The 26,348-nt window shown below is 36.4% G+C and carries 21 protein-coding genes; 9 read left to right on the top strand and 12 right to left on the bottom strand.

The annotated features are described in order from the left end of the window. The first annotated feature begins 214 nt into the window (after window positions 1–214). Both FC19_RS11915 and FC19_RS08960 read left to right on the top strand, forming a co-directional pair. The gene (locus FC19_RS11915) at window positions 215–349 is read left to right on the top strand and encodes a hypothetical protein (protein ID WP_268872818.1); all 135 of its coding nucleotides are present in this window, start codon (window positions 215–217) and stop codon (window positions 347–349) included. Between the two features lie 425 nt (window positions 350–774). Further along, window positions 775–1,623 carry a DUF72 domain-containing protein gene (locus FC19_RS08960; RefSeq protein ID WP_057876632.1) on the top strand — a complete coding sequence of 283 codons (849 nt, stop codon included), beginning with the start codon at window positions 775–777 and terminating at the stop codon, window positions 1,621–1,623. Window positions 1,624–1,819: 196 nt separating this feature from the next. Here the strand turns inward: FC19_RS08960 and FC19_RS08965 are convergent, their stop codons facing one another. Next, entirely contained in the window at window positions 1,820–2,590 is a 771-nt protein-coding gene (locus FC19_RS08965) for a DUF1003 domain-containing protein (RefSeq protein WP_057876633.1), read from the bottom strand. A 667-nt stretch (window positions 2,591–3,257) separates the two neighbouring features. Continuing rightward, entirely contained in the window at window positions 3,258–5,186 is a 1,929-nt protein-coding gene (locus FC19_RS08970; RefSeq protein ID WP_057876634.1) for a PTS sugar transporter subunit IIABC, read from the bottom strand. Window positions 5,187–5,394: 208 nt separating this feature from the next. Between FC19_RS08970 and treR the strand changes: the two genes are divergently transcribed. Then, the gene (gene treR / locus FC19_RS08975; protein WP_057876635.1) at window positions 5,395–6,132 is read left to right on the top strand and encodes a trehalose operon repressor; all 738 of its coding nucleotides are present in this window, start codon (window positions 5,395–5,397) and stop codon (window positions 6,130–6,132) included. A 57-nt stretch (window positions 6,133–6,189) separates the two neighbouring features. Continuing rightward, window positions 6,190–7,860 carry an alpha,alpha-phosphotrehalase gene (treC, locus tag FC19_RS08980; protein WP_057876636.1) on the top strand — a complete coding sequence of 557 codons (1,671 nt, stop codon included), beginning with the start codon at window positions 6,190–6,192 and terminating at the stop codon, window positions 7,858–7,860. A gap of 242 nt (window positions 7,861–8,102) precedes the next feature. Here treC and FC19_RS08985 read toward each other — a convergent pair whose 3' ends face one another. The 4 genes from FC19_RS08985 to FC19_RS09000 all read right to left on the bottom strand — a co-directional run bounded on the left by FC19_RS08985 (window position 8,103) and on the right by FC19_RS09000 (window position 13,048). Further along, window positions 8,103–8,759, bottom strand: a complete 657-nt coding sequence (locus FC19_RS08985; RefSeq protein WP_057876637.1) for an ABC transporter ATP-binding protein — start codon at window positions 8,757–8,759, stop codon at window positions 8,103–8,105. Between the two features lie 20 nt (window positions 8,760–8,779). Next, window positions 8,780–10,237, bottom strand: a complete 1,458-nt coding sequence (locus FC19_RS08990) for an ABC transporter permease (protein WP_057876638.1) — start codon at window positions 10,235–10,237, stop codon at window positions 8,780–8,782. 320 nt (window positions 10,238–10,557) lie between these two features. Continuing rightward, entirely contained in the window at window positions 10,558–11,763 is a 1,206-nt protein-coding gene (locus FC19_RS08995; protein ID WP_057876639.1) for a glycosyltransferase 87 family protein, read from the bottom strand. A gap of 610 nt (window positions 11,764–12,373) precedes the next feature. Continuing rightward, entirely contained in the window at window positions 12,374–13,048 is a 675-nt protein-coding gene (locus tag FC19_RS09000; RefSeq protein ID WP_057876640.1) for an EAL domain-containing protein, read from the bottom strand. Between the two features lie 136 nt (window positions 13,049–13,184). Here FC19_RS09000 and FC19_RS09005 point away from each other — a divergent pair, with 136 nt between their 5' ends. Further along, window positions 13,185–14,567 carry an FAD-dependent oxidoreductase gene (locus FC19_RS09005; protein WP_057876641.1) on the top strand — a complete coding sequence of 461 codons (1,383 nt, stop codon included), beginning with the start codon at window positions 13,185–13,187 and terminating at the stop codon, window positions 14,565–14,567. Between the two features lie 306 nt (window positions 14,568–14,873). Beyond that, window positions 14,874–15,659, top strand: a complete 786-nt coding sequence (locus FC19_RS09010) for a CHAD domain-containing protein (RefSeq protein ID WP_057876642.1) — start codon at window positions 14,874–14,876, stop codon at window positions 15,657–15,659. Window positions 15,660–15,962: 303 nt separating this feature from the next. Here FC19_RS09010 and FC19_RS09015 read toward each other — a convergent pair whose 3' ends face one another. The 3 genes from FC19_RS09015 to FC19_RS09025 are packed head-to-tail and all read right to left on the bottom strand — an operon-like array spanning window position 15,963 to window position 18,795. Then, window positions 15,963–16,424 (bottom strand): heme-binding protein, encoded by a 462-nt coding sequence (locus tag FC19_RS09015; RefSeq protein ID WP_057876643.1) that lies wholly within the window; start codon window positions 16,422–16,424, stop codon window positions 15,963–15,965. 1 nt (window position 16,425) lies between these two features. Next, window positions 16,426–17,751: a PTS sugar transporter subunit IIC gene (locus FC19_RS09020; RefSeq protein WP_057876644.1), complete on the bottom strand. Its 1,326-nt coding sequence runs from the start codon at window positions 17,749–17,751 to the stop codon at window positions 16,426–16,428. Window positions 17,752–17,757: 6 nt separating this feature from the next. Next, complete coding sequence (locus tag FC19_RS09025; protein WP_057876645.1) at window positions 17,758–18,795, bottom strand: Gfo/Idh/MocA family oxidoreductase; 1,038 nt, start codon at window positions 18,793–18,795, stop codon at window positions 17,758–17,760. 171 nt (window positions 18,796–18,966) lie between these two features. On the opposite strand from FC19_RS09025, the gene FC19_RS09030 reads away from it, so the two are divergent. Together FC19_RS09030 and FC19_RS09035 are read left to right on the top strand one after the other, a co-directional pair. Next, the gene (locus FC19_RS09030) at window positions 18,967–19,836 is read left to right on the top strand and encodes a MurR/RpiR family transcriptional regulator (protein ID WP_057876646.1); all 870 of its coding nucleotides are present in this window, start codon (window positions 18,967–18,969) and stop codon (window positions 19,834–19,836) included. Between the two features lie 384 nt (window positions 19,837–20,220). Then, the gene (locus tag FC19_RS09035; RefSeq protein ID WP_057876647.1) at window positions 20,221–21,195 is read left to right on the top strand and encodes an asparaginase; all 975 of its coding nucleotides are present in this window, start codon (window positions 20,221–20,223) and stop codon (window positions 21,193–21,195) included. 299 nt (window positions 21,196–21,494) lie between these two features. Here FC19_RS09035 and FC19_RS09040 read toward each other — a convergent pair whose 3' ends face one another. Beyond that, window positions 21,495–21,992, bottom strand: a complete 498-nt coding sequence (locus FC19_RS09040; protein WP_057876648.1) for an NUDIX domain-containing protein — start codon at window positions 21,990–21,992, stop codon at window positions 21,495–21,497. 547 nt (window positions 21,993–22,539) lie between these two features. Between FC19_RS09040 and FC19_RS09045 the strand changes: the two genes are divergently transcribed. Continuing rightward, entirely contained in the window at window positions 22,540–24,150 is a 1,611-nt protein-coding gene (locus FC19_RS09045) for an APC family permease (protein ID WP_083488418.1), read from the top strand. A 481-nt stretch (window positions 24,151–24,631) separates the two neighbouring features. Here FC19_RS09045 and FC19_RS09050 read toward each other — a convergent pair whose 3' ends face one another. Continuing rightward, complete coding sequence (locus FC19_RS09050) at window positions 24,632–25,387, bottom strand: copper homeostasis protein CutC (protein WP_057876649.1); 756 nt, start codon at window positions 25,385–25,387, stop codon at window positions 24,632–24,634. 9 nt (window positions 25,388–25,396) lie between these two features. Continuing rightward, on the bottom strand, window positions 25,397–26,347 hold the full coding sequence (locus FC19_RS09055) for a glycosylasparaginase (RefSeq protein ID WP_057876650.1): 951 nt from the start codon (window positions 26,345–26,347) through the stop codon (window positions 25,397–25,399). Window position 26,348 lies beyond the last annotated feature (1 nt).

Below are 26,348 nucleotides of genomic sequence, written 5' to 3' on the forward strand. Positions count from 1 at the left end.
AGATGTTCAATATAATTAAAAATGTATCTGAATAATCTAATACTACATGTAGAAAGCCAAAATCTTGTCATCATTTTTAACTTGATTTCTAGTCCCCCATGCTTAAAGTGAGCTATTATGCTTATAGATCGAGATCTGTATCATGAATTCCTATCATTCATCACGACTCCTTTATTAATCTTGCATCTATAAAAAATCAGTTGAGGTGTTTTAAATGAAGAGAGTCCGAAAAAAAATGCTCAAAGAAGTTACAGTAACAAAGCTTATCTCTGCAGCAGATATTGGAAGAAATATTTTTCATCTGTATTATAAAGATGTTTACAATCTATATGATCAATTATTGAATTAATTTATAGATAACATGTTAAAATTATTCGATAACACATATTCTGCTAATTTCACTACTTTGATGCAAAATCTGATTGCCTATATATCAAAAAAACAAACATTTTCTCAAACTATTTATTGATAACAGCTATGATGATCAAATTATATCTAAACTAAAAGCACTATTTACAAAAAAGTTCCCCAAAGAGAACCTATTTAACGGAACTTCCAAAATAAAACAGAGGTAATTTTTTATATTTCTGGAACGATCGGGACTATTATGGAATGGTTACAAGGACAATTGCCCCTTGAGTCCTCTGAATTATCAAGTTATTTAAATAACCTACTCACAAAGTGATTCATTAGCAAGAGAGTAGATACCTTAGTAATTTATCGCTTCAGTATTCCCAAATTAAAAGAATTAAACTAGAAAGGAGTAATGCACCAATGATTACAATCGGTTTAACCACTTGGAGCGAACATCATGCCTTGATTAGAAATCAAGACAGACCCGTTAAACTAGGTGAATACACAGCTTATTTTCCAACAGTTGAGCTTGATACTTTTTTTTATGGCATTCCACAATTATCAACTGTCCAGAAATGGCAGCAGCAGGTTCCGCCCTCCTTTCAATTTATTATTAAAGCTAATCAAGCTCTGACTGGCCATCCAGGTCAGCAATTAAATGCAGTACAGTTGAAAGAAAGATTTCAGCAGTTAGCAGAATCAGTACAACCGCTAGTTGATAAGCAACAATTGAAAACAATTCTCTGCCAATTTCCACCTTTTTTTAGCGCTACCAAACAAAGCATCAACTATCTGAGATATTTTCGCCAACAACTTCCCTATTTACCGTTAACCTTAGAATTCCGTAATCAAAGTTGGTACTCTCCAGAGATCATTGACTCGCTAGTCAGCTTTTGTCAAAAAGAACGTTACACCCTTGCCGCTATTGATGAACCTGCACAAACGACAGCTTCAATTCCATTTTATCCTGCCATCACTACCTCTGAATTATTATTGTTCCGTCTTCATGGTCGCAATCAGCAGGGCTGGCTTAGTAGTGGTAAGAATTGGCGTAAACAAAGAACCCTCTACCGCTATAACACAGACGAATTAAACGCTTTTAAAGACGAAATTGAAAAATTCCAAAAAAATGTCAAAGAAATTTGTATCATCTTTAACAATAATTCTGGCGGTGATGCTGCTCCGAATGCACTAGAACTCAAGCAATTACTCGGCATTGATTTTAGTGGGTTAGGGCCATTGCCCCCTGAACAACTAAATTTGTTCTAACATTACCATAATCTATTAGTATCTGAAAACATTTCTTGCTCCTGATCAAACAACCTATTATTGAAAACAAAAAAGAGACCGAGTCATTTTGACCCGGTCTCTTTTAAACCTTGCAATACACGAACTAACGTATTTCCTCATTTGATTACTTTGTGTTATCTCAAAATAAACATTTTAAAGTTTCATTTGTGCACTATTACGTTTCATCATGTTCTTCCATTTTTTCTTTTTTTTCAAAATACTGCTGCAAGCGTCTCAATTCACTTACCTGTGATTCGATCGATCCCAGCATCTCAGTTTGAATTTTCTGAATCTGTAGCAAATTAGGCTGATCCTGCTGAATCAAATGATCAATCTTAGAATGCAGCACTCGAATTTCTTCTTCTGATTTTAAATTAACATGATAATCATTGCGCGATTCCAATCGATCATATTCTGAAGATCGATTTTGGCTCATCATTATTAATGGCGCCTGAATTGCTGCAATCATACTCAAAAAAAGATTTAACAAAATAAATGGATATGGGTCAAAATTGAAGCCCAACCAATGAAAAGTATTGATTAGAATCCAAAAAACCATGACCGCAACGAAAGAAATAATAAATGGCCAACTACCCCCGAAGTGCGCAACAGCATCCGCAATTTTCTGACCAAATGTCAGTGAGTTTTCCAATTGTTCACGAACATCGACCATCTGATAAGCATCTTTTTCCATCACTCGTGTAAGTTTACGGTTGAGCTTATTATTCTGCCGATAATCCTTCGCAATCATCTGATCCATCTTCAACAACCGATAATGAACCAAATGCCCACTGCAAATAAAGTCCTCATTTGTCGCCTTAGGAAAGTCCCGACGAATCAACGCCTTCAAAGGGCCATCTAAGTCTCCTAGGAATACACCATCCACCAGATCATACTTTTTATGATCTGACACACAATTAAATGTACGATTAAATTCTTTCTTCATTAGAGATATAAACACCTCGTTTGAATACTAATTTCTCGTGCAATCAGTGCGTTAAATGGGTTGGGTGGGATAAATGTCCACCTTCCCCCTGCTGATTACACGCGGGACCATCATCACCAGCTGAAGAAGCTATATGATTATCAGACATAAAACCCACCACCTTTCCTAGAAACCAGTTTTTTCCACTACATTCGCACTATATACTCTTAAAACCGTAATGTCAATTATAGTCATTCAAAGATCTCTTCCAAAAAAGCTTTAATGTATTAAAAATCTTTTATTACTACTCGCATGCTCTCTGACTCTTTTTAAAGGGCTAGTCCTAAGCTATTAAATTGTTAATAATAATTCTTTATCTTATACTGAAGGTAGTTTGATGGTTAGTATCAAAAGCTGGGGGGATATTATGAAAAATAAATTAGGCTTCTGGGCCAAATTGTCTTTGCTGGTCACAACTCTTCAATTCATATTTATGTTTCTCGAAACATTCCACCGTTATCATAAGAAATGTGCTCGAAAAAAGAATAGTTAGTATATCTCAGTCAGTGATGCGCAAAATATTTTGTTGCTTCACTGTTTTTTATATTAAAAAAATGTTTTATAACCGCTGAGTTTTCTTCCCATGGTTATAAAACATTTAATTCAAAACAGTAAAGATAATTTAAAACTAGTTAGTACCTGGTTTTCCCTTTTTTTCGACTTTTTTACCAACTGTCATTTTGTCGTTGTATCCCCATACCCAAGTTAGTACGAAGGAAATGACTAAGGCCACTAGACTTGAGAGAAGAAATGCATAAAAGCTGTTCAAATCTGATGGTGTTTTCGTATTGAAGAATGATGAAAAGCCAATCAGTGAGCCTGTAAAACCAAACATCGACCCATGCATCAATCCTGTAATAAAGCCTCCTGCAGCTGAACCAATCAATCCAGAAATGAAAACCTTCTTATAGCGCAAATTTACTCCGTAAATTGCTGGTTCTGTAACGCCGCAAAAAGCTGAAATTGCTGCTGCTATCCCGAGTTCTTTTATGTTGGCCTTCTTTGATTTGATTGCAACTGCTAGAACAGCTGCACCCTGGGAGACCATTGTAACTGATATAATCGCATTCAAGGCACTTTCACCACTGCCAGCAATTTGTTGTGCAACCAATGGTACGACACCCCAATGTAATCCGAAAATAACCAATAATTGATAGAAACCACCAATAATCAAGCCGCCTGACCAACCAGACACATGAACAAGCCAGTTAATAAAGTCGGCAATCCCATTAGCTGCGCCTTGGATAATCGGTCCGGTAACTACCAAGGTAATCGCTGAAACCACTAGTACTGTAATCAACGGATTGAAAATCATTTGTAGGTAACTTGGCAAATGATCCTTAAGCCATGTACCAAGTTTTTTAGCCATCCATGCTGCTAAAATCATCGGAAAAATTGAATAAGTATAGTTCAAAAACTGAAATTGAAAACCGCCGATTTCAAACATTTGTTTAAAAGATTGACCCCAAGTAACGATTTGAGGATATGCCAATACTCCACCGATTGTTGCAGCAACAATCGGGTCGCTGCCTAAACGTTTAGCTGCCGCAAAGCCTACTAAGATCGGTAGAAAATAAAAAGCGGAATCTGCCATTGAACTAACCGTCAAATACACTGTACTCTTCACATCTAGCAGGGAGCCAAGCTGTGGCAGCGTCAACAACGCTAAAATACCCTTAATAATACCTGAAGCTGCGATCACACCTATTACTGGACTCATTGCTCCAGTAATAAAACCTATAAGATTCCCAAAAGCACGACTAACAGGATTTCTGTCATCATTTTCCGGTGGTGCTGAATTTGCACCACCATCAAAATCATTCCCCAATTGTTTCATTACAGCATCATAAACTTGGGTAACTTCATTTCCGATGACAACTTGATATTGTCCACCAGCATGCATCACATCTATCACTCCGTCGGTCTCTTTTAAAACATCGTCATTAGCAGACCCCTCATTCTTAAGTGTGAATCGTAACCGTGTAATGCAATGAATCAAACTGTTAACATTTTCCTTGCCACCGACATTCGACAAAATCGTAGTTGCCAATTCATCGTAATCTCTTTTTTTAGATCTTTTCTTACTTTGTTTTGCATATGCAGTTGCCACTACACTTCCAGCTTTGGCCGGTCCCTCTACGAGGTCCATCCCTTCTAATTTGTCTTTAGAATTGGTTATAACCACCATAACTGTCTTAGCTAAATTGTGAGCAGTTATAACTTCAAGATCCATTTTGGCCAGCATATCTCCGACCTTGACTTTTTGACCATTCGAAACGGAGACAGTGAACCCTTCGCCTTTAAGACCAACTGTATCGATTCCCATATGAACAAGAATCTCTAAACCTTCCTCAGTCGTGATTCCAACTGCATGTTTGGTATCAGCAACCATCGAAATAACTCCGTTAACTGGTGCTACGATCTTGCCATTCTCAGGTTCTAATCCGAACCCTTCGCCCATCGTCCCACCTGAAAAAACAGGATCAGATGTTTTATTAAGAGCTAATACTTCACCATTTGCTGGTGATGATAATTGCATTTTTTTACTTTGAGCCATCTCTTAATCTCCTCCTCGTAAAACGCTTTCGCAATACTCTACAGAAATATTACAACTTGTATAGTCATGTTGTCAAATGTTTAGTCATATCAACTAAGAAAGCTTTTAAAAAAACCAATTCTCACCATTAACTATTTTCTTGCTTGTCTAGACATAATGTGTTTAAATAAAAAATGTTAAAACTACAAAAAGAGAGCTGAACCACCTTATGGCGAGAAATAAACCAACTAAAAATAAACAAAATAGTATTGCGCAAGATATTGCATTAAAAATACGGCACGAACAATATCGTCCAGGTACTTTTTTACCGAGCGAGCATCATCTGTGCGATCTGTATGGCAGCTCGCGTGAAACGATTCGCAAAGCCTTAGAACAGTTGACTGAACTGGGCCTAATTCAAAAGATGAGGGGAAAAGGATCACTCGTTCTAGATATCCAGCGTTTTTCATTCCCTGTATCTGGGATTACCAGTTTTCAGGAATTGAATAAAACACTAGGAATGCATGCAACAACAGAAGTTTTGCAGAAAAAAAATGATATGATTCCAGATACTCTAGCAAAAGGACGCGTAGACTCTGGCCGTACTGCTTTGCATATTGAGCGACTGCGTAAAATTGATCAAGTTCCAATAGTTTTGGATGAAGATTATCTATTAAATCCACCCATTAGTGAAGTTTCTGATGCGGCAGCGGCTTCCTCACTTTATGCATACTTTGAAAAAGAGCTGGGCCTTGATATTTCATACGCAACTAAGGAAATCACAGTTGAAAAAGTTTCAGATCGAACTGCATCTTTACTTGCCCTGGATGAGAACAAATTAGCTGTTGTTATTCGCAGTATGACTTATCTAGCTGATACAACACCATTCCAACTAACTGCTTCGTACCACAAACCTGATCGTTTCAAATTCATTGATTTTGCTCGCCGCAGAAAGATTTCGTTTTAGTAACTATTAAAAAATTGTAAAGCAATATTTTCCAGTCCCAGAATAGGAGGCACATTTATGATAAATCTTGGTAATAAAGTTATTTATCAAATCTATCCAAAATCATTCTACGATAGCAATAATGATGGTATCGGTGATTTACGCGGCATAATCGACAAAATCGATTATATTTCAAAACTAAATATCGACATGATTTGGTTTAATCCCTTCTTTGTCTCACCGCAAAACGATAACGGTTATGATATTGCAGATTATTACAATATCGATCCCAAATTTGGAACAATGTCCGACTTTGAAGACTTAGTTGCCGCCTTAAAAAAAATAGATGTTGGTGTAATGCTCGACATGGTACTCAACCACTGCTCTACTGAACACGAATGGTTCCGAAGAGCACTGGCTGGAGAGAAAAAGTATCAAAAGTATTTTTATCTTCGACCTGCAAAAGAAGACGGCTCGCTGCCCACGAATTGGCAATCTAAATTTGGCGGCCCTGCTTGGGAAAAATTTGGTCAAACTGATCTTTATTACCTGCATCTGTATGACAAATCACAAGCTGATCTTGATTGGCATAATCCTGACGTTCGCAAGGAGGCAGCAGCTGTAGTTAATTTTTGGCGTAGTAAGGGAGTACAAGGTTTCCGTTTCGATGTCATCAATGTTACTGGTAAAAGTGAACAAATGGTTGATTCTGTCGATCCAATCCAAGAAAAAGCCCTCTACACCGATACTCCTGTTGTTCATGAGTATTTAAAGGAGCTTAATCGTTCTAGTTTTGGAAAGGATCCTAACTCAATCACAGTCGGAGAAATGTCCTCCACTAGCATCGGTAACTGTATTGAATATTCACACCCTGAAAAAGACGAGCTCTCGATGGTCTTTACCTTTCATCATCTTAAGGTTGACTATAAAGATGGTGAAAAGTGGTCGAAAACTCCATTTGATTTTAAAAAATTAAAACGCCTCTTTATTGACTGGCAAACTCAGATGGATCGTGGTGGTGGTTGGAATGCACTTTTTTGGAACAATCACGATCAACCATGGGCTCTCAATCGTTTTGGTGATCCCATAAAATACCGGGAAAAATCTGCCGAGCTTCTAGCAACTGCTATTCACTTAATGCGCGGAACACCTTATATTTATATGGGTGAAGAACTCGGAATGATTGATCCAAATTATCAGTCGATCCATGATTACGTCGATATTGAAAGCTTGAACGCATATCGCGAACTTCTTGAAAAAGGAGTAAGCAGTCAAACTGCTTTTAAATTAGTTCAAACTAAGTCACGGGACAATTCACGCGTTCCAATGCATTGGGATAATACTCTTAATGCTGGGTTTTCGCAAAGCAGGCCGTGGCTGCGTCCGACAGGACAAGATATAATCAACGTCAAGGACGAGCTTGAGCATGGGGAAATTTTTAACTACTATCAAAAACTAATTTTGTTGCGTAAATCTGAAAAGTTGATCTCTGAAGGACATTTCAGCAGTTTACTTGAGGACAATCCCCAAGTCTTCGCGTACGAGCGTTATCTCTTAGACGATCTTCAAGAAAAGCGAATGCTTGTTATAAATAATTTCTACGGTAAGCCAACAACTGTTACACTTCCAAAACAGTACCAAGATAAAGCTGTTAAAACATTAATTTCCAACTACAATCTTGATATCACGAAACTTGATAAAGAAATAGTGCTGCGTCCTTATGAAGCTTTAGCGGTTAAGTTTAATTAGTTTCAAAGACATCGTTATCAAGCACCAGCCAGTTTTAGAATCTTGACAGTCTTTCTTCATCTATATGAGGCCTCGAGTATTCTCTGAATTTAATAAAGGGGCTAGGTCAAAATTCAACTTTTGGCCTGGCCCCTTTATTAATGATTCCGTATAAACGTGTTCCATAAGTCCAAATTCTCCGTATAACTCCAATTTTATCGCCTTATGTCACACTCCCTAGTTCTTATTTTTTTGTTCCTAGATCAGACTATGCTAAATTTCTTATTCTTCAACTCTATTATTTGATCACATAACGAGGCTACTTCGGGTTCGTGCGTTACCAAAATAACACATTTTTTTTGTTTATGTGCTAAATCTTTAAATAGATTTAAAACCTCACGCGTGTTTTGCTCATCTAAATTACCTGTCGGCTCATCTGCCACAACCAATCTGGCGTCACAACACATGGTTCTTGCGATTGCAACTCTTTGCTGTTGACCTCCAGAAAGATGCGTTACTTTTTTCTTAGCCATTTCTTGATCGATTCCAATATTTGAAAGCATCTTAAAAACATATTCTTTATCATTAGCGTGCTTGGCCTTAGTAATTGCCATTGCTGTCAACACATTCTCCAGCGCTGACATGTAATTAAACAGATTATAAGATTGGAAAACCATTGAAACATTCTTATTTCGATAATTTGTCAATCCAATTTTAGAAAGAGGCACCCCTTGATATTCAATTGCTCCAGCGCTTGGTTTATCCAACCCAGCCAAAAGCGAAAGAAATGTTGTTTTACCTGAACCACTGCTGCCAATTATCGCGTATAATTTTCCTTCTGCAAACTCCAAATTCGCATTGTTAAAAAGTTTATTTTCCTTATGATCATACCAATATTCAAGATTTTTTGTTGTAAGCATTTTTATCAATCCTTCCGCAATTAAGATATCAATATTTTTTTAGGCTGCAACCTTAAGATCCCAATAGAACCAATCATTATTGCTAATAGGATAATGCCCAATCCAAATGCAGCTAATTGAATTAGAGATACTACACTAATGTTCGTTGAAAGATTTTTAAGCTGTTGAGTTGAGCTAGTACTTTGCGGTGAACTGCTGTTGCTTCCCCCTGGCGATTGCTGATTATTTCCTCCAGGCTGTCCGCCATTATTCATCTGCCCTTGTCCATTACTGTTGTTACTTGTAGCTACACTGGTTGTCGATGTTTCTTGGCTAACGAGTTGTTTCCCAACCGCATCTCCAACAAACTTGCCTCCAAAACCAGCAATTGCAATTGAGACGACCATTATCATCGCCATTTCTACAAAAAATTGTGCAATTACTTTCCAACGTTTCTCACCCAGTGAAAGCAAAACACCGATTTCATAGCGTCGTTCACGAATCATCAAAATAACGATCAGTGTCAAAATGATTGTCCCTGCAACACTAACCAGCAATACAATTTTTCTCGCAAAAGATTTAACATTGTTAAGCGGCGTCAACAATGCTTGATATGTACTGTCATCCTTTGAAAGAGCAAGTTTAGAGGTATTGATTGATTTCTTGGCATCCTTGATAAAGGTTGATGCTTTTGCCGGATTGTTAATCGTATAAGCCACTGATTCGGCCGTAGCACTTGTCCCTTTGAGTGAATTGGCTAGTGTATATGAGCTGTAAATCGTATTTGCTGGATCACTTTGCCCCATCATTCCACTGCTCTGGCTTGTTGTTGAGCTTGTTTTGTAAATACCCACCACTTTTAGTTTATAAACCTTCTTGCTTGTACTTTTAATAGTGACAGTATCCCCTACAGAAATGCTGTTTTGTTTAGCTAAATCCTTCTCAATCACAACATTTTTTGTTCCTGCATCTGAGGCCTTTATACCGCGTCCGCTTGTTATTTTACTTGTATCAGACGTGAACGAACTAACCTGATCAGTGGAAGAAACTCCAGAAATCGACAGATCTCCTTGGCTGCTTGAACTTGATCCCGATTTTCCACCCATAGGATTACTCATTTGGTTATTGCTCGAAGTTTCAATTGCATCAAATGATTTTGCATTTGCCGTAGTTGAACTAGTTATATTGTAGTTTTTGACGTACTTAGACTTGCCTATCTTCTCAGCCGTTTTTATATTGACGCTTGCTAAGTTTAAAGTAGGAGTCTTACTCTTACTTTTCTGTTGCCGCATTTTTTTGAACGCATTATCCCGATTGGCAGATAATGTCACTGTTGCTCCTGAACTTTTTTTTGCACTGTTTACCGCACTGGTTGCTGCGTTTTGAATAATAATTCCTGCTAAAACAAAAAGAAGTATTGCTGAAAGAACTAAGGTTAGAAGTATTGTTCGCCCCATTTTTCCTTTGATATTTAAAAAAGCCCTGTTAAAAAAATTCATTAGAACGCCTCCAATTTCTAAAAATGCTGCTTTTTAGTTTATTACTTGCGTAATGGAGGTAATTTTAACTGTAATATTTTAAGACATCAATAATACTTAAGAGAGCTTAGAGAAAAAAGCGTCAATTTAATAAATAAACAATATACTAAATCATTTTATTAGACTTTAATTAAGTAATTGTCAGTTTTGCTTTTTAGATTAGCGTTCACTGTAACTTATCTTTATTAACCATACCTAAAAACCCCGCTTTCTATCATAAGAAATAGCGGGGAGTAATATATTCAAGCTGTTTACATGTCGATTATGCTTTTTTAATCTGTTTATCTTTGAACTTTACTTTCATAATTTTCGTTTTCTAGTTTACCATCTGCGCCCAATTCAACTGCTTTTTTTACCAAATTATATGTGAAAAACAGGTACGTTGCTAAGTAACAGACACTAATCTCAAAAGGATTTATATTACTTCCAAACATCATTGGACTGTATTCTAGCATGCTGGTACCAACAGAAATTGCAGCGAATAAAACAAACTTTTTATTCTTAAAAACTGAAATAACCAAGAAGATATCCAACATATATGCATATCGATCGTGCATACTAGGCAAAAACATCACACATGTCCAAACCGTCCAAACTAAAATAGTCAAGAACAATTCGTCATTGCCTAAATCAATTCTTTTGCCCATTAACCAAACAAGTCCTATGCCCAAAATAAAAATAGTCAACATTGAGGCAAAGCCCTTCAAAAGATCATACCTATTTCCCCCCATCATCGCCCATAAATTCATAAAATTCATCTGCATGTTATGATATGTATTCGTTTGGGAAGTATAAATTTCAAAGGGTGCTGTAAAAGTACGCCCAAAAATAAAACCTGGGATACACATTACATACATCACAAATGGTATTATTAGGAAATTAAATATACTGTAGTTTTTCTTTATTAAATAGACGTATATATAAAATGGCACTATAAATATTGTTTGCAGTTTAAATGAAAAAGCCAAGCCTAAGAAAATAAAACTGGCAACAACTTTGTTTTTATGTAGAAAAAGCACCGCTAAGACTGCAAATGTTACGAATATCGAATCACATTGTCCCCAAAAAGATGAATTCCATATCACAGTTGGAAGCATCAATACTGCGGAATACGTAAAAGTAAATAATTTTAAAGACCTTTTTTGTTTTATCTCGAGTACCAGCAACCCACTTGAAATTGCCAAAGCAAAATCAAAGAAAATAGAAATCCATTTATACATATAAAGCGGTTTGAATGGTAAATAAGTCATAAACGCAATTATTGTCTGATAGGGAATATTGTAATCGCCAACTTGTTTTCCCAGCGAAAGCAGGCCTTCCTGTTTAATTTCTCTAAACCATGGCAGCAGAAACCATGACGCATCTCCTGAAACAAAGTTAATGCCAGATAGTCTAATTATTATGGCTAATACAGTTACGACTACTCCTAACAAGAAAATCTTTTTACTATCTATAAATCTAATTATTTTTTTCTCAATGTTTGTCATGTCTACCCCTAATTATTTTCAATATTTCTTTCAAACATGTTAAAATCTTGTATCTGTCAAAAACGAAAAAATAACACCAACACTCTATCCCCTAATTTCTTTTGAATATTCCTCCCTTCAAAATCATTATCAGAAATCTTCCTAAAAAAATAATTATATCACTTACAAAGCGTGTTGCTCACCTGCTTGATCAATAACCTCAATCAGAGCAGCTAATTTGTTCCGCGAGCCACTGTGATCCTTCTTCAAGAAATGGTAAACTTGGGAGTTTCATTCGTACCTAAAGCTTTCTAAAAAGCCCTCATTCATACTAACTATTGTACTTTGCAAATAATGATTTTCATGAATAATCACTTTAAATTATCCCTAAAAATATTATTACAGTATTCTTTCTCCAAATCAACCTCCAAAAATCATAGTCATATCTTATGTTAGTTTATATAAACCTACCCATTCCGCTTTCATAGCACTCCTGTGCCTGTTAGTCTTTTAATCCTAAACTGTTCAAAGTTTGGAGTTGCACATATCAAAAAGCACCTTCAAAAACTAAGCTTAAGCTTCTAATCTTGAAAGATGCCTTGGCATATCATATTTTCAATTACGCACATTATTATTTTGGATTGCAGGATTTTTCAAAAAGATGAGGTTTTTCATAATAAAATCCTTGTCGCAAAGGAATATCAAGCGCATTCAAAAATTCATCGTCAGCAGCGGTCTCTACACCCTCAACAATTAACCGCAATCCGAATTTTTGTGCTATTCTGCGCCAAAAAATCAGCTTTTCTGGAATTTCTAACGCGCGTTTTTCACTTCGCAAATTTTGCATTGGAAACTTCACTTCTGCCGCGAAGGGCAAAAGCCATTTTATTTTATCATATGTATTTTCTTTCGTACTAACATCATCAATACTCAATTCTATACCGCTTTTAAGATAACATTCCAAAAATTTTTTAACTTGAGATTTCCTAACAACCGTTTTCCCACACTCTTCGGTAAGCTCAACAACTAACGTGATCGGATAGATTTGTTTCTGTGTTTCAATTAATTTTTTTGCCATAATTTCATTAACAAATTGGCTTTTGTTAAGATTAAACGATAGTGAGTCAACTTTGAACATTAATTCAGTCCCTATCTCTTTCAACAAATTTATTTGATCAGAAATTGGAATAGAGGCAAAGTCTTGAGGTACTTGCCAGCCTTTGGCATATTTACGAATCAACATTTCATAACCAATTAAAGCACCTGTAAACACATTTATCTGTGGTTGAACATAAAAACGATACATTGTGCAGACCTCCTCAATACAAAACATTCTTCTAGTATTATTGTCACACATTAATTACTTTCAATTTTTTAATTTGATTGCTAAGATATACGCAAATAATAACCTATATTCCACATAATACAAGGAGAGACTTCTTATGAAAGTAATCATCATCGGATGTACTCATGCCGGTTTAACCGCAGCAAAGGAAATCCTGCTTAATCATCCTGAAACAGAGCTTACGATCTATGAAAGAAATAATAATTTTTCATTTTCTTCTGATGGTATTTTTTTATACTTAAAAGACCAGATCAAAAACTTAGAGAGAATTTTCATTTCCTCCCCAGCAGAAATCCGCCAACTAGGGGCCAAGGTTAGAAGCATGCATACAGTTCTAAATGTAAATACTGAAAAAAAGCAGCTTTGTGCAGCTAATATGCAAACAGGAACTATTATCACTGATAACTATGACAAATTGATCATTGCAACAGGTGCCAATCCACGTCTGCCCGTCATCACAGGTATTGATAATCATCGTGTTTTGTTATGTAAAAGTTATCTCCAAGCCAAAAAAATTTATAAAATGGCACAGTCGAGTAAAAAAATTGCAATTATTGGAGCGGGTTACGCTGGTGTAGAGCTCGCAGAAAGCTTTGCTCAAAGGGGGTATGAAGTTGATCTTTTTCAGTCAAAAAATCAGGTATTAGATAATTACTTTGACATTCCGACCTCAGAATTTATAGTTGACCTGTTAAAAAAACATAATGTAAATGTTCATTTGAATACAAATGTAATAGCCTTCACAGATGCAACTGACTCAACGATTATGCTTTCAACATCAACTGCAGACAGTTTTTTAGAAGACATGGCAATTGTATGTACCGGCTTTATACCTAACACCAAACTCTTTTCTAAACAACTAAAAATGGAAAGGCATGGTGCCCTATTACTCAATAATTACCTGCAGACTTCGGATCCTGATATTTATGCAGCTGGTGATTGTGCTGTTGTTCATTTTAATCCAACTAATAAATCGATTTATGCTCCACTTGGAACGAATGCTGTTCGACAAGGATTCTTGGTCTCTAAAAACATCTATGGCAATTTTTATCCATATATGGGAACACAAGCCACCTCAGCATTAAAATTATTTGGACACAACTTTGCAATGACTGGTTTGACCTTAGCCAATGCCAGACAAAATGGCTTAAATGCTCATAGCACAGTTTATACAGGTAATTGGCGACCAGAATATATGCCAAATTCTGAGATAGTAACTCTAACTTTAGTTTATAATCGTGATAATCGTAAAATACTTGGTTTGCAGTTTAATAGCAAAAAAGATCTTACTCAATCAGTTAATACTGTCTCACTTGCAATTCAAAATGGTAATACCATCGACGATCTTTCGATGACAGATATGTTTTTTCAACCTAACTTTAATAAGCCTTTTAACTATCTTAATCTCACAGCACAAGCAGCTGTTAGATATGAACAAAAGGCAGGCTTTGACAATCCCCGCTTTACAACTTCGTATTAATTCTAAAAAAGTCAATTGTTTTCTAAAACTAGCGTCAGTATTAAATAAATGCGTAAGAAAACAGCCGTTTTGCAATTGTAATAGTTTAATCTGTCTTTAAAGAAATTCTTGCTATTAATATTAAAATGCACAGGTGCTGACCTTAACTCTGCAATATTAAATATCTTCAACCTTATTTTAAGATTTCAAAGAATCTTTAATGTACAATGATTTTTTTAAATATGTTATGTTTAGGTCGAGTTTATCGTCTCCTCTTATGATTTGTTTTGTTGTCTTACTTTTTTTAAAACTGAAAAGAGGCATATCATGATATCAATAGCGACCATCTTGCAGCGCCAATATAGTTTGATTCAAACGGAACTTGTTCGCTACCTCAACAATCCATACGATGCTGAACGCACTCATGACCTACGTGTTTCTATTCGAACACTTCGGGGGTTATTCAAATTTTTGAAACGTAAACTACCGCAAACTGTTTTTTTAGATGTTAATAAAAATCTCGGCAATGCGGCCAAAACATTTAATCTATTGCGTGAGCTTGATGTTTTGATTGCTAAATCAAGCGCGTTTGCTTACGCTCATCCTGAAGAAAATACTAATTATCGTCATTTTTTTCAGGAGTTTCATAAAAAACGCGATGCGGAAATGAAAAAAACTCTAGCAGACAAAGTTCAGAAGGACCTTGACAAGTCTTTTACCCACGTTAAAGATCAATTAAATGTTTTAGAGTTCTCCAAAACAACAAATTGGTCCAAGTATATTTCGCAGGAACTGAAGCGACGGGAGAATAAATTACTTGCGCAATACAACCAACTTGATCTTAAAGACTATACTCGTGTCCATCAAACCCGCAAAAAAGCTAAAACCTTACGTTATTCAGCAACCTATTTTTCAGCATTTGCTCCTAAGAAAAGTAAAAAAATTCGTAAAAAGGCCAAAGAAATTCAAAATGTTTGCGGTGAAATAACTGATGCACATATAAACTATGGCTTTTTATATGATTTTGCAACTCAAACAAAGGATGAAAATGATAAAAAATTACTATTAACAATTGCTCAGGCCCAACGTAAACTGTACACTTCAGATAAATAAAATGACTAACGTCTTACACAGAAAACTAACTTGCTCCATGCATGTAAGAGCAAATATTTTTGCAAGAGCTGCTAGCATTAAGTCTTTAAAATGCCTATTTTAGTTCAACAGCCTCAGTTCATTTTAGATTCCAACAAAAAAATAGTGCGTTAAAAAAGGTGGCTGGATCAAAATAAAAATTTTGACCCAGCCCCTTGTCTTGACCTAGTATTATACGAATTAACGTATTTCAATAGCCAATCTTTGAACGATCATGAAAAATTGCTTGGTTCGTTTCCACAACATCAATCCCAAAAATAAAATTTAAAAACTCGTCTTTTTCTGTGATTGTTCCAATACTTTTTCAAGTGCCGTTACTAAAAGCAAGTGATCCTCTTCATGATCCAATCCTGAGACTGCGAAAACTCCACGCAATGTATTATTTACATATAACGGAAAGCCTCCACCACAAATTGCATACTCATCACTGTCCTTCCATTGACTAAAAGGTGTTTCTTGACTGTGAAAAAAAGTATATAACGAACTATGCTCAGACTCCAACACCGTATGAACTTTACGTGTCAACCATCCGCTGCTTGTTCGCCCTGTAGTACGGTAATCTAAAATTGTCACATCATCAAACACAACTCGCACAGCAACCGGTTTTAAATTTTTGAGAGCTATAACATCTTCAACAGCTCGCGCAAATGCCAATGCTTCAGCATTTTTAAAAGATAAAAATCTTAGTTGTTGTTCTTGTCTTATCAAAATCTCGTTATTTAGCAATTTATATGCTCACTCCTTCAGCCTTACTCTTTTTTTTACCTTCTTCATTTTCTTTCTCTGCATTCAGCGCGACACGATCAGCTGTGCGGAAGAACGGATAATAGATTAACCCAGAAAGTATAATCTGAAAAACATTCAAGAGCGCTCCCCGCCAACCACTTATTAAAAATCCAGCAATAATCGGCGGCGTGGTCCATGGTATATTAACACCGTTTGTCAGCGGAACTATTCCCCATGCCATCGCACCATATGCAACAAGAGCCATGACTAATGGTGTTAGAATAAATGGGACTATCATAACAGGGTTTAAAACAATCGGCATACCGAAGATGATCGGTTCATTGATAGTAAAAATTTCAGGGAAAATACCTAGCTTCCCAATCGTCTTCAATTGATTGGACTTTGCTGCAAATAACAACAATAAAATAAGTCCAAAAGTTGCTCCCGAACCACCAATTTTAACAAAATTGCTATAAAATTGATAATTAACAATATTTGGAATTGTTACGCCTTTGGCTACTGCAGCGGCATTTTGTGCGGTTAAAGTCATCCAAATCGGCAACATCACAGAACCTACCACGTTAGCTCCATGAATTCCAAAGGACCACAGGACCCCTTCTATTAATAAAACCAGTAGTGTTCCAGGCAATGAGGCCCCAATAGCTGTCAAAGGAGCTTGCAGGTAACCAAAAATAAAGTTCTGGGCGCTTCCAAAACTAGTTACGGAAAATCCCATGCGAATAAAATTAAAAACAAGAATGATCACAGTAATTGGAATTAACGTTGAAAAAGAACGCGACACATTCTCGGGTACAGAATCTGGCATTTTTATTGTCCATCCCAATTTATTAATCAGACGTAGGAGCTCTACGGCTAAAATAGCTACGATGATACCGACGAATAAGCCCGATGCACCAAGATTCGTTAACGGAACCCCTACTCCATCTGAAGCCTTTTTAAAATCAATCATTGGCGTTAGCAAAAAAAAGGCAGCTAATGCGGAGAAAATTGCCCCTATTTTATCAAGTCGATAGCTGCGGGCTAATTCATTTGCAATTCCAATTACCACATACACAGTCATCATGTTCATTGAAATATCATTTGGCACCGTGAAAAATGTCTGCCAAGAAGCCCCAAAAGTATGCGCCATAAAATTTGCATATCCTGGAATAGGCAAATTTGCAAATAATGTAAAGAACGAACCTATGATCAACAGTGGCATTGCTGCCATAAAAGCATTTTTTACTGCTGAAAGATAACGATTGTTGTCCAATTTAACAGCTATTGGAGTTAAAAATTGCTCAAGTTTTTCTAACACTTTATCCATAAGGACTCACCCCTCATTCATTTCCGTGATCTGCTTAATTCCATGTTCAAGCATATGAATCTGATAAATTGTTTCTTCATCTTTAACAGTTTTCGGTTTTCCATTAATAATAGCCTCATACACTCCAGCATAAACCCGACTATAATCACCAATTTCTGAAACAACTTTCTCTTGATGATACTGATTTTCATTGTCTATATAAGTCAGCACCCCATAATTTTCTGGCCGATCTACACCGAAATCCGTATTATCCGGCATATAGAAATGCTTCAGATCACTTTCCTGTCGATCCATACTTTTCTTTACAAAAATACCTTTTTTACCATAAACAACAAAACTTGGACGTGGAACAAGTCGAAAATAGCTTGACTTTACTGCCACTTTTATTGGGCCATAATACATATCAATATCAAAATAATCATTCATCCGATTCTTTCCCAAAAGCTGTCGAACTTCGTAATGAACATTATCTGGTTCCCCAAAATATGAAATGATCTGATCTAAAGTATGACATGCGTGCCCATAATAATAGCTGTGTTCAATACTGAATTGTTTTTCGTTCTCAGGTACAGATGGACGAAAATAATCATATGTTGATTCAACTTCAAGAATATCGCCGAGCTTACCGCTTTTTATTACTTTTTTTGTCGTCAGAAAATCAGAATCATAACGTCGATTTTGATAACATTGGATTAACAGCTTTTTTTCTTTAGCTATTTTAAATAATTCTCTGGCTTCTATTTCTGTCGTAGTAAATGGTTTCTCCACTAAAACATTCTTTCCATGTTCTAAGACCTCCTTGGCTATTGAATAATGAAACTGCGAAGGTACCGATAATACAACCAACTGTATGTCAGAATCACTGTAAATGTCCTTAACATCGTTTGTATAATGTACTCCGCTGATTTGCTGCCACCTATTTTCTTCTTCAGGCGAATAGATTGTCTTGATGTGTATCCTATCTTTAAGTTTTAAGGCAAACGGAATATGATATCGGTTTGCACTTTTGCCATTTCCAATATATGCAATTGTCAATTTCTTCATAAAATAAACATCTCCTCTGTTAATCTAAGGTTACTTAAACACCTCAGTAACACTTATGCAAGCGCTTTATTAAAAAATGGTAAAAATTATCGATAAACCCATCTTCAACTTTGAAATACTTAAACATTTAGTCTAAAATTAGCTATCATAATAAAGTTAAGAGGTTTTACTATGCTATTTATAGACAGACTCCAACATGCAGAAAATCTATCTGATAACGAGCAGCGCATTGCTGAATATATTGAAAAAAATCTTGCATTAGTTCCAGAAATGGCAATTCAAAAATTGGCTGCAGCGACCTATACCTCACATTCAGCTATTGTACGATTTGCCAAAAAATTAAACTATAACGGTTACAGAACTATGCGTTTTGCTATTACTGAGGCCGTTCAGCAAAAAAACGCACAACTTCATAATGTCGATGCAAATTTTCCTTTTAAACCCGCAGACAGTCCCATGGAAATTGCAAAAAACATTTCAGACTTAACTACTAATACAATCCAACGAACCTTTGCCCAGCTCAATGAAAAGGACCTAGAGGCCGCGGCAACTTGTATACGCAAAGCACAGCGCATTTTTTTATTTGCGATTGGCGATTCTCAGATTCGCGCGCGAAGTTTTCAAAATAAATTGATAAAAATAAATAAATTTTCAATAATCGCCGAAGAATATGCAGATGAGATATGGGCTGCAGCTAATATTGGTAAAGATGATCTAGCAATCTTCCTTTCATACACTGGAAATGGTGAAAAGCGGTGCAAAATAATGCAATTTCTCTCAAAACGCCACATCCCAACATTACTACTCACAGGAAATCCACAGAGTAAATTCATCCCTTATGTCTCTCAAAGCATTGTAATTATTCAAACAGAATATGATACTCTAAAAATCGGCACTTTTTCTTCACAAGTTAGTTTCGAATATCTGCTAAATACTTTATTTGCTGTAGTCTATTCTCAATCTTACCAACATAATGTGGCAAGATTAAAAACAAATTATGTGTCTATGATCAAGGATGGGATTTTAAAAGACAATATTTAATAGGTCGAAGTTTGTCCAAAAATTTATTGTGATTAGTATGTAATATACGTATAAAACAGACCATTTTTTTAAGAAAAACTCGTCAAAAGAACATTTTCTTCCCATCCCTGATAAAATATACAGTCAATCTTTACAAGATACCCAAGAAAAGCTTTCCGAACAGCCAACTATTCCGCATTGATTACACAAATGCGGCTATTAACGTTGCTCTCATTTATGTATAGCTAGCTTCACAATACACATTGATTTCCAATCAAAAGTGTCTCTTTCTTGACTGACAAGGCCTCTGAACTTCAGGCCGCATCCAAAGCAGCCTTTCCAAAAAGTAATTAACAGTTTATTATGAGTGATAACATCATCTTATTACTTTCTGGGGGTTCAAAAATGAAAACCATTCTAGCTATCCATACAGGTGGAACAATTTCAATGTCGCAAAATGAAAAGGGTGAAGTTGTTCCTAACAACGAAAATCCAATTGCTAAAGAACAAGTTATTCTAAAAGGTCAGATCAATTTAATTACTGATAATCTTTTCAACCTTCCCTCACCTCACATTACCCCGCAAATAATGCTTACGCTTAAAAAGCGTATCATGAAGGCTATTGTACAAGGCGTTGACGGTGTTGTTATTACTCATGGAACAGATACGCTTGAGGAAACAGCATATTTTCTTGACCTTACTCTGCCAAATACAATTCCGGTAGTCCTCACAGGCGCCATGCGTTCTTCTAATGAAGTTGGCTCAGATGGTCTATATAACTTTCAAAATGCAATTTCCATTGCATCTGCACACGAATCCTACGGAAAAGGAGTTTTAGTGGCAATGAACGATGAAATTCATACAGCACGTTTTGTCACCAAAACACATACCACTAATGTGGATACTTTTCGAACTCCTACTTTTGGGCCAATTGGAATTGTTACGCAGCATAAGGCCAAATACTTTCAAGAATTAATTCAAACTGAAGTCTGTGATATTGATCAGGTCGTTGGAGGTGTATATCTTTTAAAGGCTTATGCGGGAATGAGTGGTGATCTCTTCTCCGCGTTAGACAATGAAAAAACACATGGAATTGTTATTGAGGGCCTTGGCGCCGGTAATGTCCCACCTCAAACATTAGCAGCTATTCAACAATTATTAGATCATCACATTCCAATCGTCTTAGTATCAAGATGCTACAATGGGGTTGCTCAAGAAATCTATGACTATGCTGGTGGTGGAATTCAGCTTGAAAGAATGGGCTTGATCCTATGCCAGGGACTCAACGGACAAAAAGCTCGTATTAAATTGCTTGTAGCACTCAGCGATGACAAAAAAGGAGCAGAACTTCGCCGCTTCGTCAGCAATGCAGTCTCATAGTTTTTACAAAATCACTTCCTAAATACACTTTTTCTTTCCGAAAGTTGATTAATTTGCAAAAAATAACTGTGATTTTTTTAACAAAAATCTTCATTTCAGCATTGCTCTATGCTACGAAACAGACCGAAAAAATAGCACACAAAAGCAGACCCGTCTTTCCACAAATGAAACTGGGTCTGCTTTTTTGTTTATTAATGCTAAATTTTTCTCTTCTTAGAACTCATAATTGATAATACTAACGTTAAATCGTCCGTACATTAATATTTTTACATCTACTTAGAGACAAATTTTCAAGCTCCTTAATAAGTCCCTGGTTCTCTCAACCATGGTTTATCACTTACTTCGTTCTCTGTTAAAATACGGTGCATAGTACTTTGTGCCTGCGGAACAAACATTTTCGGTTCTGGGTTTACAGGTACAAATTGTAAATCCAAAGTTTCAGTGCCATCTTTTTGTAGAAAACCCCCGATTTTTTTAACTTCAAATCCAATACCGACAGTCTCCTGCGCATCACCCCAGGAATTTTTTTCAGTAATGTTAGTTGAGATACCCAAAACACGGGTTACTTCAACATCTAAATTCGTTTCTTCCTTAAATTCACGTACCACTGCTTGCATAGGTGAATCACCATACTCAAGATAACCTCCAGGGAACCCCCAACCCACGTCAGAATCCCAACGTTTTTCCAACAAAATGGCGTCGTGCGTGTCATTCCATAAGACACCGTACGCTGTCACAAATATCATTCCTTCATGTCCAACTTTTTCTCGCATTCTAGCTATATAATTTTTATCCATTGCTTCTCTTCCCTTAATTAATTTTATAAGATAGGCAAGAAATTATTTACTACAACCAATTATCATTAAGTGTACATCATAATTTTTTTGAATTAGGAAAGTATACTTGAAACATTGCAGCAACCACCTCTGTCACTATCTGAGTTATTAAATTCTTACCAGTACTATTCTTTTATACCCATCTATTTTCCTTGAGTATGCACTATAAAATTCATTTAGTATGTATTATATCAAATATTATTAAGTGAGTGCCTAAATAATTAGATTTACTTCACTTGTGAATGACATCTCGCATTATAAGAATCAACAATGACATATTTATTAATATATACTTCCAACAGCTTATAAGTACACACAACTAGGCTAAGCAGAACATCAGCTTTGAAATTATATTTCAAACTTTGTATCTTCTTCATCTAATTGTTCTTAAGAACTCTTTTAGGATATTATTATCAGTTTTTAAAAAAACTACGCTGTAAATTACATATCCGATAATTTATGTTACCCTTGAATACGTGTCGTTTAAAATTTAAGGAGTGTGTAATTTATTAAGAAAGAACAAGAAAAAATTAGTTTGTTTAATCTTGTAATGCTTGGTTTAGGTTCATTGATCGGATCCGGTTGGCTGTTTGGGTCTTGGGAGGCATCTAAAGTTGCTGGCCCCGCGGCAATACTTTCATGGATCGTCGGAGCGGCAGTAATAGGCATAATTGCCTATAACTATATCGAGCTTGGAACAATGCTACCTGAATCCGGTGGAATGAGCAAATATGCTCAGTATACTCACGGATCCTTGCTTGGTTTCATTGCTTCATGGGCTAATTGGATTTCACTAGTAACTATTATTCCAATTGAAGCAGTTGCCGCAGTCCAATACATGGGTACTTGGCCATGGAAATGGGCTCATTTTACTTCAGGTTTTGTGGAAAACGGAACGATTACCTCAACCGGATTACTGATGGTTTTTGTTTTCATTATCATTTTTACTTTGTTCAATTACTGGTCTGTTTCTCTTTTAACAAGATTCACCAGCCTTATTTCCGTCTTTAAGATTGGGATTCCCTTACTAACAATTATTATGCTGAGCCTATCCAGTTTTTATCCTAGAAATTTTGGCACCAGCCTTTCCTCGTTTATGCCTTACGGTTCTGCAGCGATTTTCAAAGCAACGACCGTTTCGGGAATTATCTTTTCCTTCAATGCTTTTCAAACGGTTATTAACTTAGGTAGTGAAATACAAAAGCCCCGTAAAAACATCAAACGGGGTATCATCTTATCACTTCTGATAAGCAGTATAATTTATATCCTTCTTCAAGCAACTTTTATCACTTCCATTAGTCCACACATGATTGCGGAACACGGCTGGAGTGGCATAAATTTTGAATCACCATTTGCAGACCTTGCTATTTTGCTAGGGATTCACTGGCTTTCTGTCTTGCTTTACATGGACGCTTTTGTTTCTCCCTTCGGAACAGGCGTATCTTTTGTAGCTTCAACAGGACGTGCACTCGCTGCCATGGTTGATAACAAACACTTGCCCAAAATTTTGGGTAAAGTTAACCCCAAATTTGGTATTCCGCGCATCGCTATTGTAACGAATTCCGTCATCAGTATGCTAATGGTTTCTGTCTTCCGTTCATGGGGAACACTCGCAAGTGTTGTTTCAACAGCAACTCTAATCGCATATTTGACTGGCCCAGTTACGGTTATCTCATTCCGTAAAATGGCACCCAATTTTACTAGACCTGTTAGGAACTCTAAGCTCAGATTTATGGCACCTTTTGCTTTCACTTTGTCTTCATTAGCCATTTACTGGGCTATGTGGCCGACAACCTTTGAGGTAATTCTCATTATTTTGCTCGGCCTGCCGCTCTACCTTTACTATGAACTGAAAAATGATTGGTCCAGAACCAAGAAACAGTTTGTCAGCAGTTTGTGGATGATTTTTTATCTGTTATTTCTAACGATCATCTCATATATAGGCAGTAAAGAATTCAATGGCTTGGGCCTGATAAAGTACCCTTATGATTTTATCGTAATAATCTTTGTCTCACTTGGATTTTATTATTGGGGAACTGAAAGTCGCTTATTTACAAAGTATTTTAAACAGGCTCAAAGAGTCAATGATAAAGTTATCAAGCCATCAAAAACAGAATAGTTAAAAGCAGCTGTAGCGTCAATTTCATTAATATAGCACCAGTTTTAGAACCTAATTCAATTGAGTTAGGTTCTTCTTTTATGCTTTTGAAATTCAATAAGGTAAATCTGACTTAATCTAACAAAAAACTAATTTGCATTCTAAAAGTTATCAACTTTTCATAATGATGGTAAAATTCATCAATAAAAACATCTGATTGAGGTGAGTCAGTTTTTTATTTGTGAAAAATAATGGTTTGTTTATGTGGAGAAATAATTTTTCTCTAAAATTATACTTCCAAAAACTTACGATCCTTTTTTAATCTTAACACCCATGGATTGCCTGGCGGAAAAAATTCTAAAGTTATATTGGATTTAACGAGTGATTTAAAAGGTATCTTTGTAATTATTCTCAAACTACTCTTTTTAAACAATAAAAAAACAGCTAGAAAGTTTGCGACGCTACCTTCTAGCTGAATTCATAAAGAATACTACAACGTATATTAATATCTAATGATCATAGCCGAAAGTAATTGTTCCACTTTTGCTTTTGAAACTCTCTCATATCCGCCAGTTGCATAAGCTGGCAAATAGGAGAAATCCACTTGATTTCCTTGAGCTGTTTGATCGTAAATAATTTCTGTGCAAGAAGCATGAATCTGGGTAACACCTGTTTCGATAAGAATCTGTTGCACGTTATTCGGATTAATTCCACTCCCTGCCAAAATTTCAATCTGCTGACCATATTTTTCTTGCAGCTCTTTTAACTGAGCGCGTCCATCAAAAGCAGCAGCATGTAAACCACTAGTTAATAGTCTATCGATTTTTAAATCAATCAACTTTTGAACATCACTAATTGGCGAAAGAGCACAGTCAAAGGCTCGGTGAAAAACTGCTTCTTTTCCGTACTCATGAACTAGTTCAACCAATTCCTCCGTCTTTCCCAAATCAATTTTGGATTCAGCGGTCAAAAAACCAAAAGCTAATCCATCCGCACCATTTTGCAAGAGCAATTTTGCTGAAGCCTGAATCTCTTGAAATTCAGAATCACTATAGTAAAAACCTGCTCCACGTGGACGTACCATACAAATAACTTTTAAATCTGTATTTTGTTTAATCAAGCGTAACGATCCCAAGGTTGGTGTCAACCCGCCTAAAAAGAGAGCACTATTCAACTCAATCCGAGTAACACCAGCTTCACTTGCTGCTAACGCATCTTGATATTCACCGCAACAAACTTCTAATAATCCGATTCTCATCACCTCTAATCACTTACCTGATGCACCGCGTTTTGCAAAATAATTTTCGAGCCACTGTTCTGAAGCCGCTTCAATCTTTGTTTGATCAGCATGCGCATTTGCGACATAAACTGTCGCTTCGGGACTCTCAGCAGTTGCTACGACAAAGGAAAAATCGTTAATATTAGTTGCGCATCCCCACTGACCATTCTTATCCATAGCGACTACCGAAAGATCACCTGCCTCTGCATGACGCTCTCTTAACTGCTCGTCAAGCTGGAAAACAGCTTGATCGCAGGCTTTCTGCGGAGACTTGCCTTCCTTCATCAGACGAACAATCTCATAAGACAAGCACCCTTTCATAATATCTTCACCTAATCCAGTAGCAGTTGCACCGCCAACCTGGCTGTCTACATAAAATCCTGACCCTGGAATTGGTGAATCTCCTATACGTCCAGCCTTTTTCATAAAAAGCCCACTAGTTGAAGTTGCTGAAGACATTGATCCCATTTTATCGAGACAAACCATCCCGACCGTATCATGACCAGAATAAGGACTGAGCTTCTCCGAAAGTTGTTTTGCTCTTTGCTCATAAAGTTTTTTTGCCCGTTGAGTCAACATATTTTTCCTTTGAAACCCATGAATACTTGCAAATTTTTCCGCTCCGGCACCGACAAGAAAATTATTTACTTTTTCTTGGGCTAATCTTTGAGCGATCATCACTGGGTTAGCAAAATCTTTGATTCCACCTACTGCACCAATTGCTAAAGTGTCACCCTCCATATAAGCAGCATCTAATTCAACTTCACTTTCTTCATTTGGAAGACCGCCATAACCAACCGATTTGTAGAATGGAAAATCTTCAACTTGTTTAACAGCCGACACAACTGTATCAGCAGCTGTGCTATTATGATCCAATGCCTGACTGGCAGCTGTAATACCATCTAACGACATACTCCAAGTTGCTATCATTCCCCACATA

This window comes from Liquorilactobacillus aquaticus DSM 21051, assembly GCF_001436755.1.
Classification (GTDB): domain Bacteria; phylum Bacillota; class Bacilli; order Lactobacillales; family Lactobacillaceae; genus Liquorilactobacillus; species Liquorilactobacillus aquaticus.

What these genes read in the sequence shown, in the direction of transcription:
- FC19_RS08965 (WP_057876633.1), bottom strand. Translation starts at nt 2,590, where the DNA reads ATGAAGAAAGAATTTAATCGTACATTTAATTGTGTGTCAGATCATAAA.
- FC19_RS08985 (WP_057876637.1), bottom strand. Translation starts at nt 8,759, where the DNA reads ATGCTTACAACAAAAAATCTTGAATATTGGTATGATCATAAGGAAAAT.
- FC19_RS09010 (WP_057876642.1), top strand. Translation starts at nt 14,874, where the DNA reads ATGATATCAATAGCGACCATCTTGCAGCGCCAATATAGTTTGATTCAA.
- FC19_RS09030 (WP_057876646.1), top strand. Translation starts at nt 18,967, where the DNA reads ATGCTATTTATAGACAGACTCCAACATGCAGAAAATCTATCTGATAAC.
- FC19_RS11915 (WP_268872818.1), top strand. Translation starts at nt 215, where the DNA reads ATGAAGAGAGTCCGAAAAAAAATGCTCAAAGAAGTTACAGTAACAAAG.
- FC19_RS09055 (WP_057876650.1), bottom strand. Translation starts at nt 26,347, where the DNA reads ATGTGGGGAATGATAGCAACTTGGAGTATGTCGTTAGATGGTATTACA.
- FC19_RS09035 (WP_057876647.1), top strand. Translation starts at nt 20,221, where the DNA reads ATGAAAACCATTCTAGCTATCCATACAGGTGGAACAATTTCAATGTCG.
- FC19_RS08960 (WP_057876632.1), top strand. Translation starts at nt 775, where the DNA reads ATGATTACAATCGGTTTAACCACTTGGAGCGAACATCATGCCTTGATT.
- FC19_RS09005 (WP_057876641.1), top strand. Translation starts at nt 13,185, where the DNA reads ATGAAAGTAATCATCATCGGATGTACTCATGCCGGTTTAACCGCAGCA.
- FC19_RS09050 (WP_057876649.1), bottom strand. Translation starts at nt 25,387, where the DNA reads ATGAGAATCGGATTATTAGAAGTTTGTTGCGGTGAATATCAAGATGCG.
- FC19_RS09000 (WP_057876640.1), bottom strand. Translation starts at nt 13,048, where the DNA reads ATGTATCGTTTTTATGTTCAACCACAGATAAATGTGTTTACAGGTGCT.
- FC19_RS08970 (WP_057876634.1), bottom strand. Translation starts at nt 5,186, where the DNA reads ATGGCTCAAAGTAAAAAAATGCAATTATCATCACCAGCAAATGGTGAA.
- treC (WP_057876636.1), top strand. Translation starts at nt 6,190, where the DNA reads ATGATAAATCTTGGTAATAAAGTTATTTATCAAATCTATCCAAAATCA.
- FC19_RS08990 (WP_057876638.1), bottom strand. Translation starts at nt 10,237, where the DNA reads ATGAATTTTTTTAACAGGGCTTTTTTAAATATCAAAGGAAAAATGGGG.
- FC19_RS09025 (WP_057876645.1), bottom strand. Translation starts at nt 18,795, where the DNA reads ATGAAGAAATTGACAATTGCATATATTGGAAATGGCAAAAGTGCAAAC.
- FC19_RS09020 (WP_057876644.1), bottom strand. Translation starts at nt 17,751, where the DNA reads ATGGATAAAGTGTTAGAAAAACTTGAGCAATTTTTAACTCCAATAGCT.
- FC19_RS08995 (WP_057876639.1), bottom strand. Translation starts at nt 11,763, where the DNA reads ATGACAAACATTGAGAAAAAAATAATTAGATTTATAGATAGTAAAAAG.
- treR (WP_057876635.1), top strand. Translation starts at nt 5,395, where the DNA reads ATGGCGAGAAATAAACCAACTAAAAATAAACAAAATAGTATTGCGCAA.
- FC19_RS09040 (WP_057876648.1), bottom strand. Translation starts at nt 21,992, where the DNA reads ATGGATAAAAATTATATAGCTAGAATGCGAGAAAAAGTTGGACATGAA.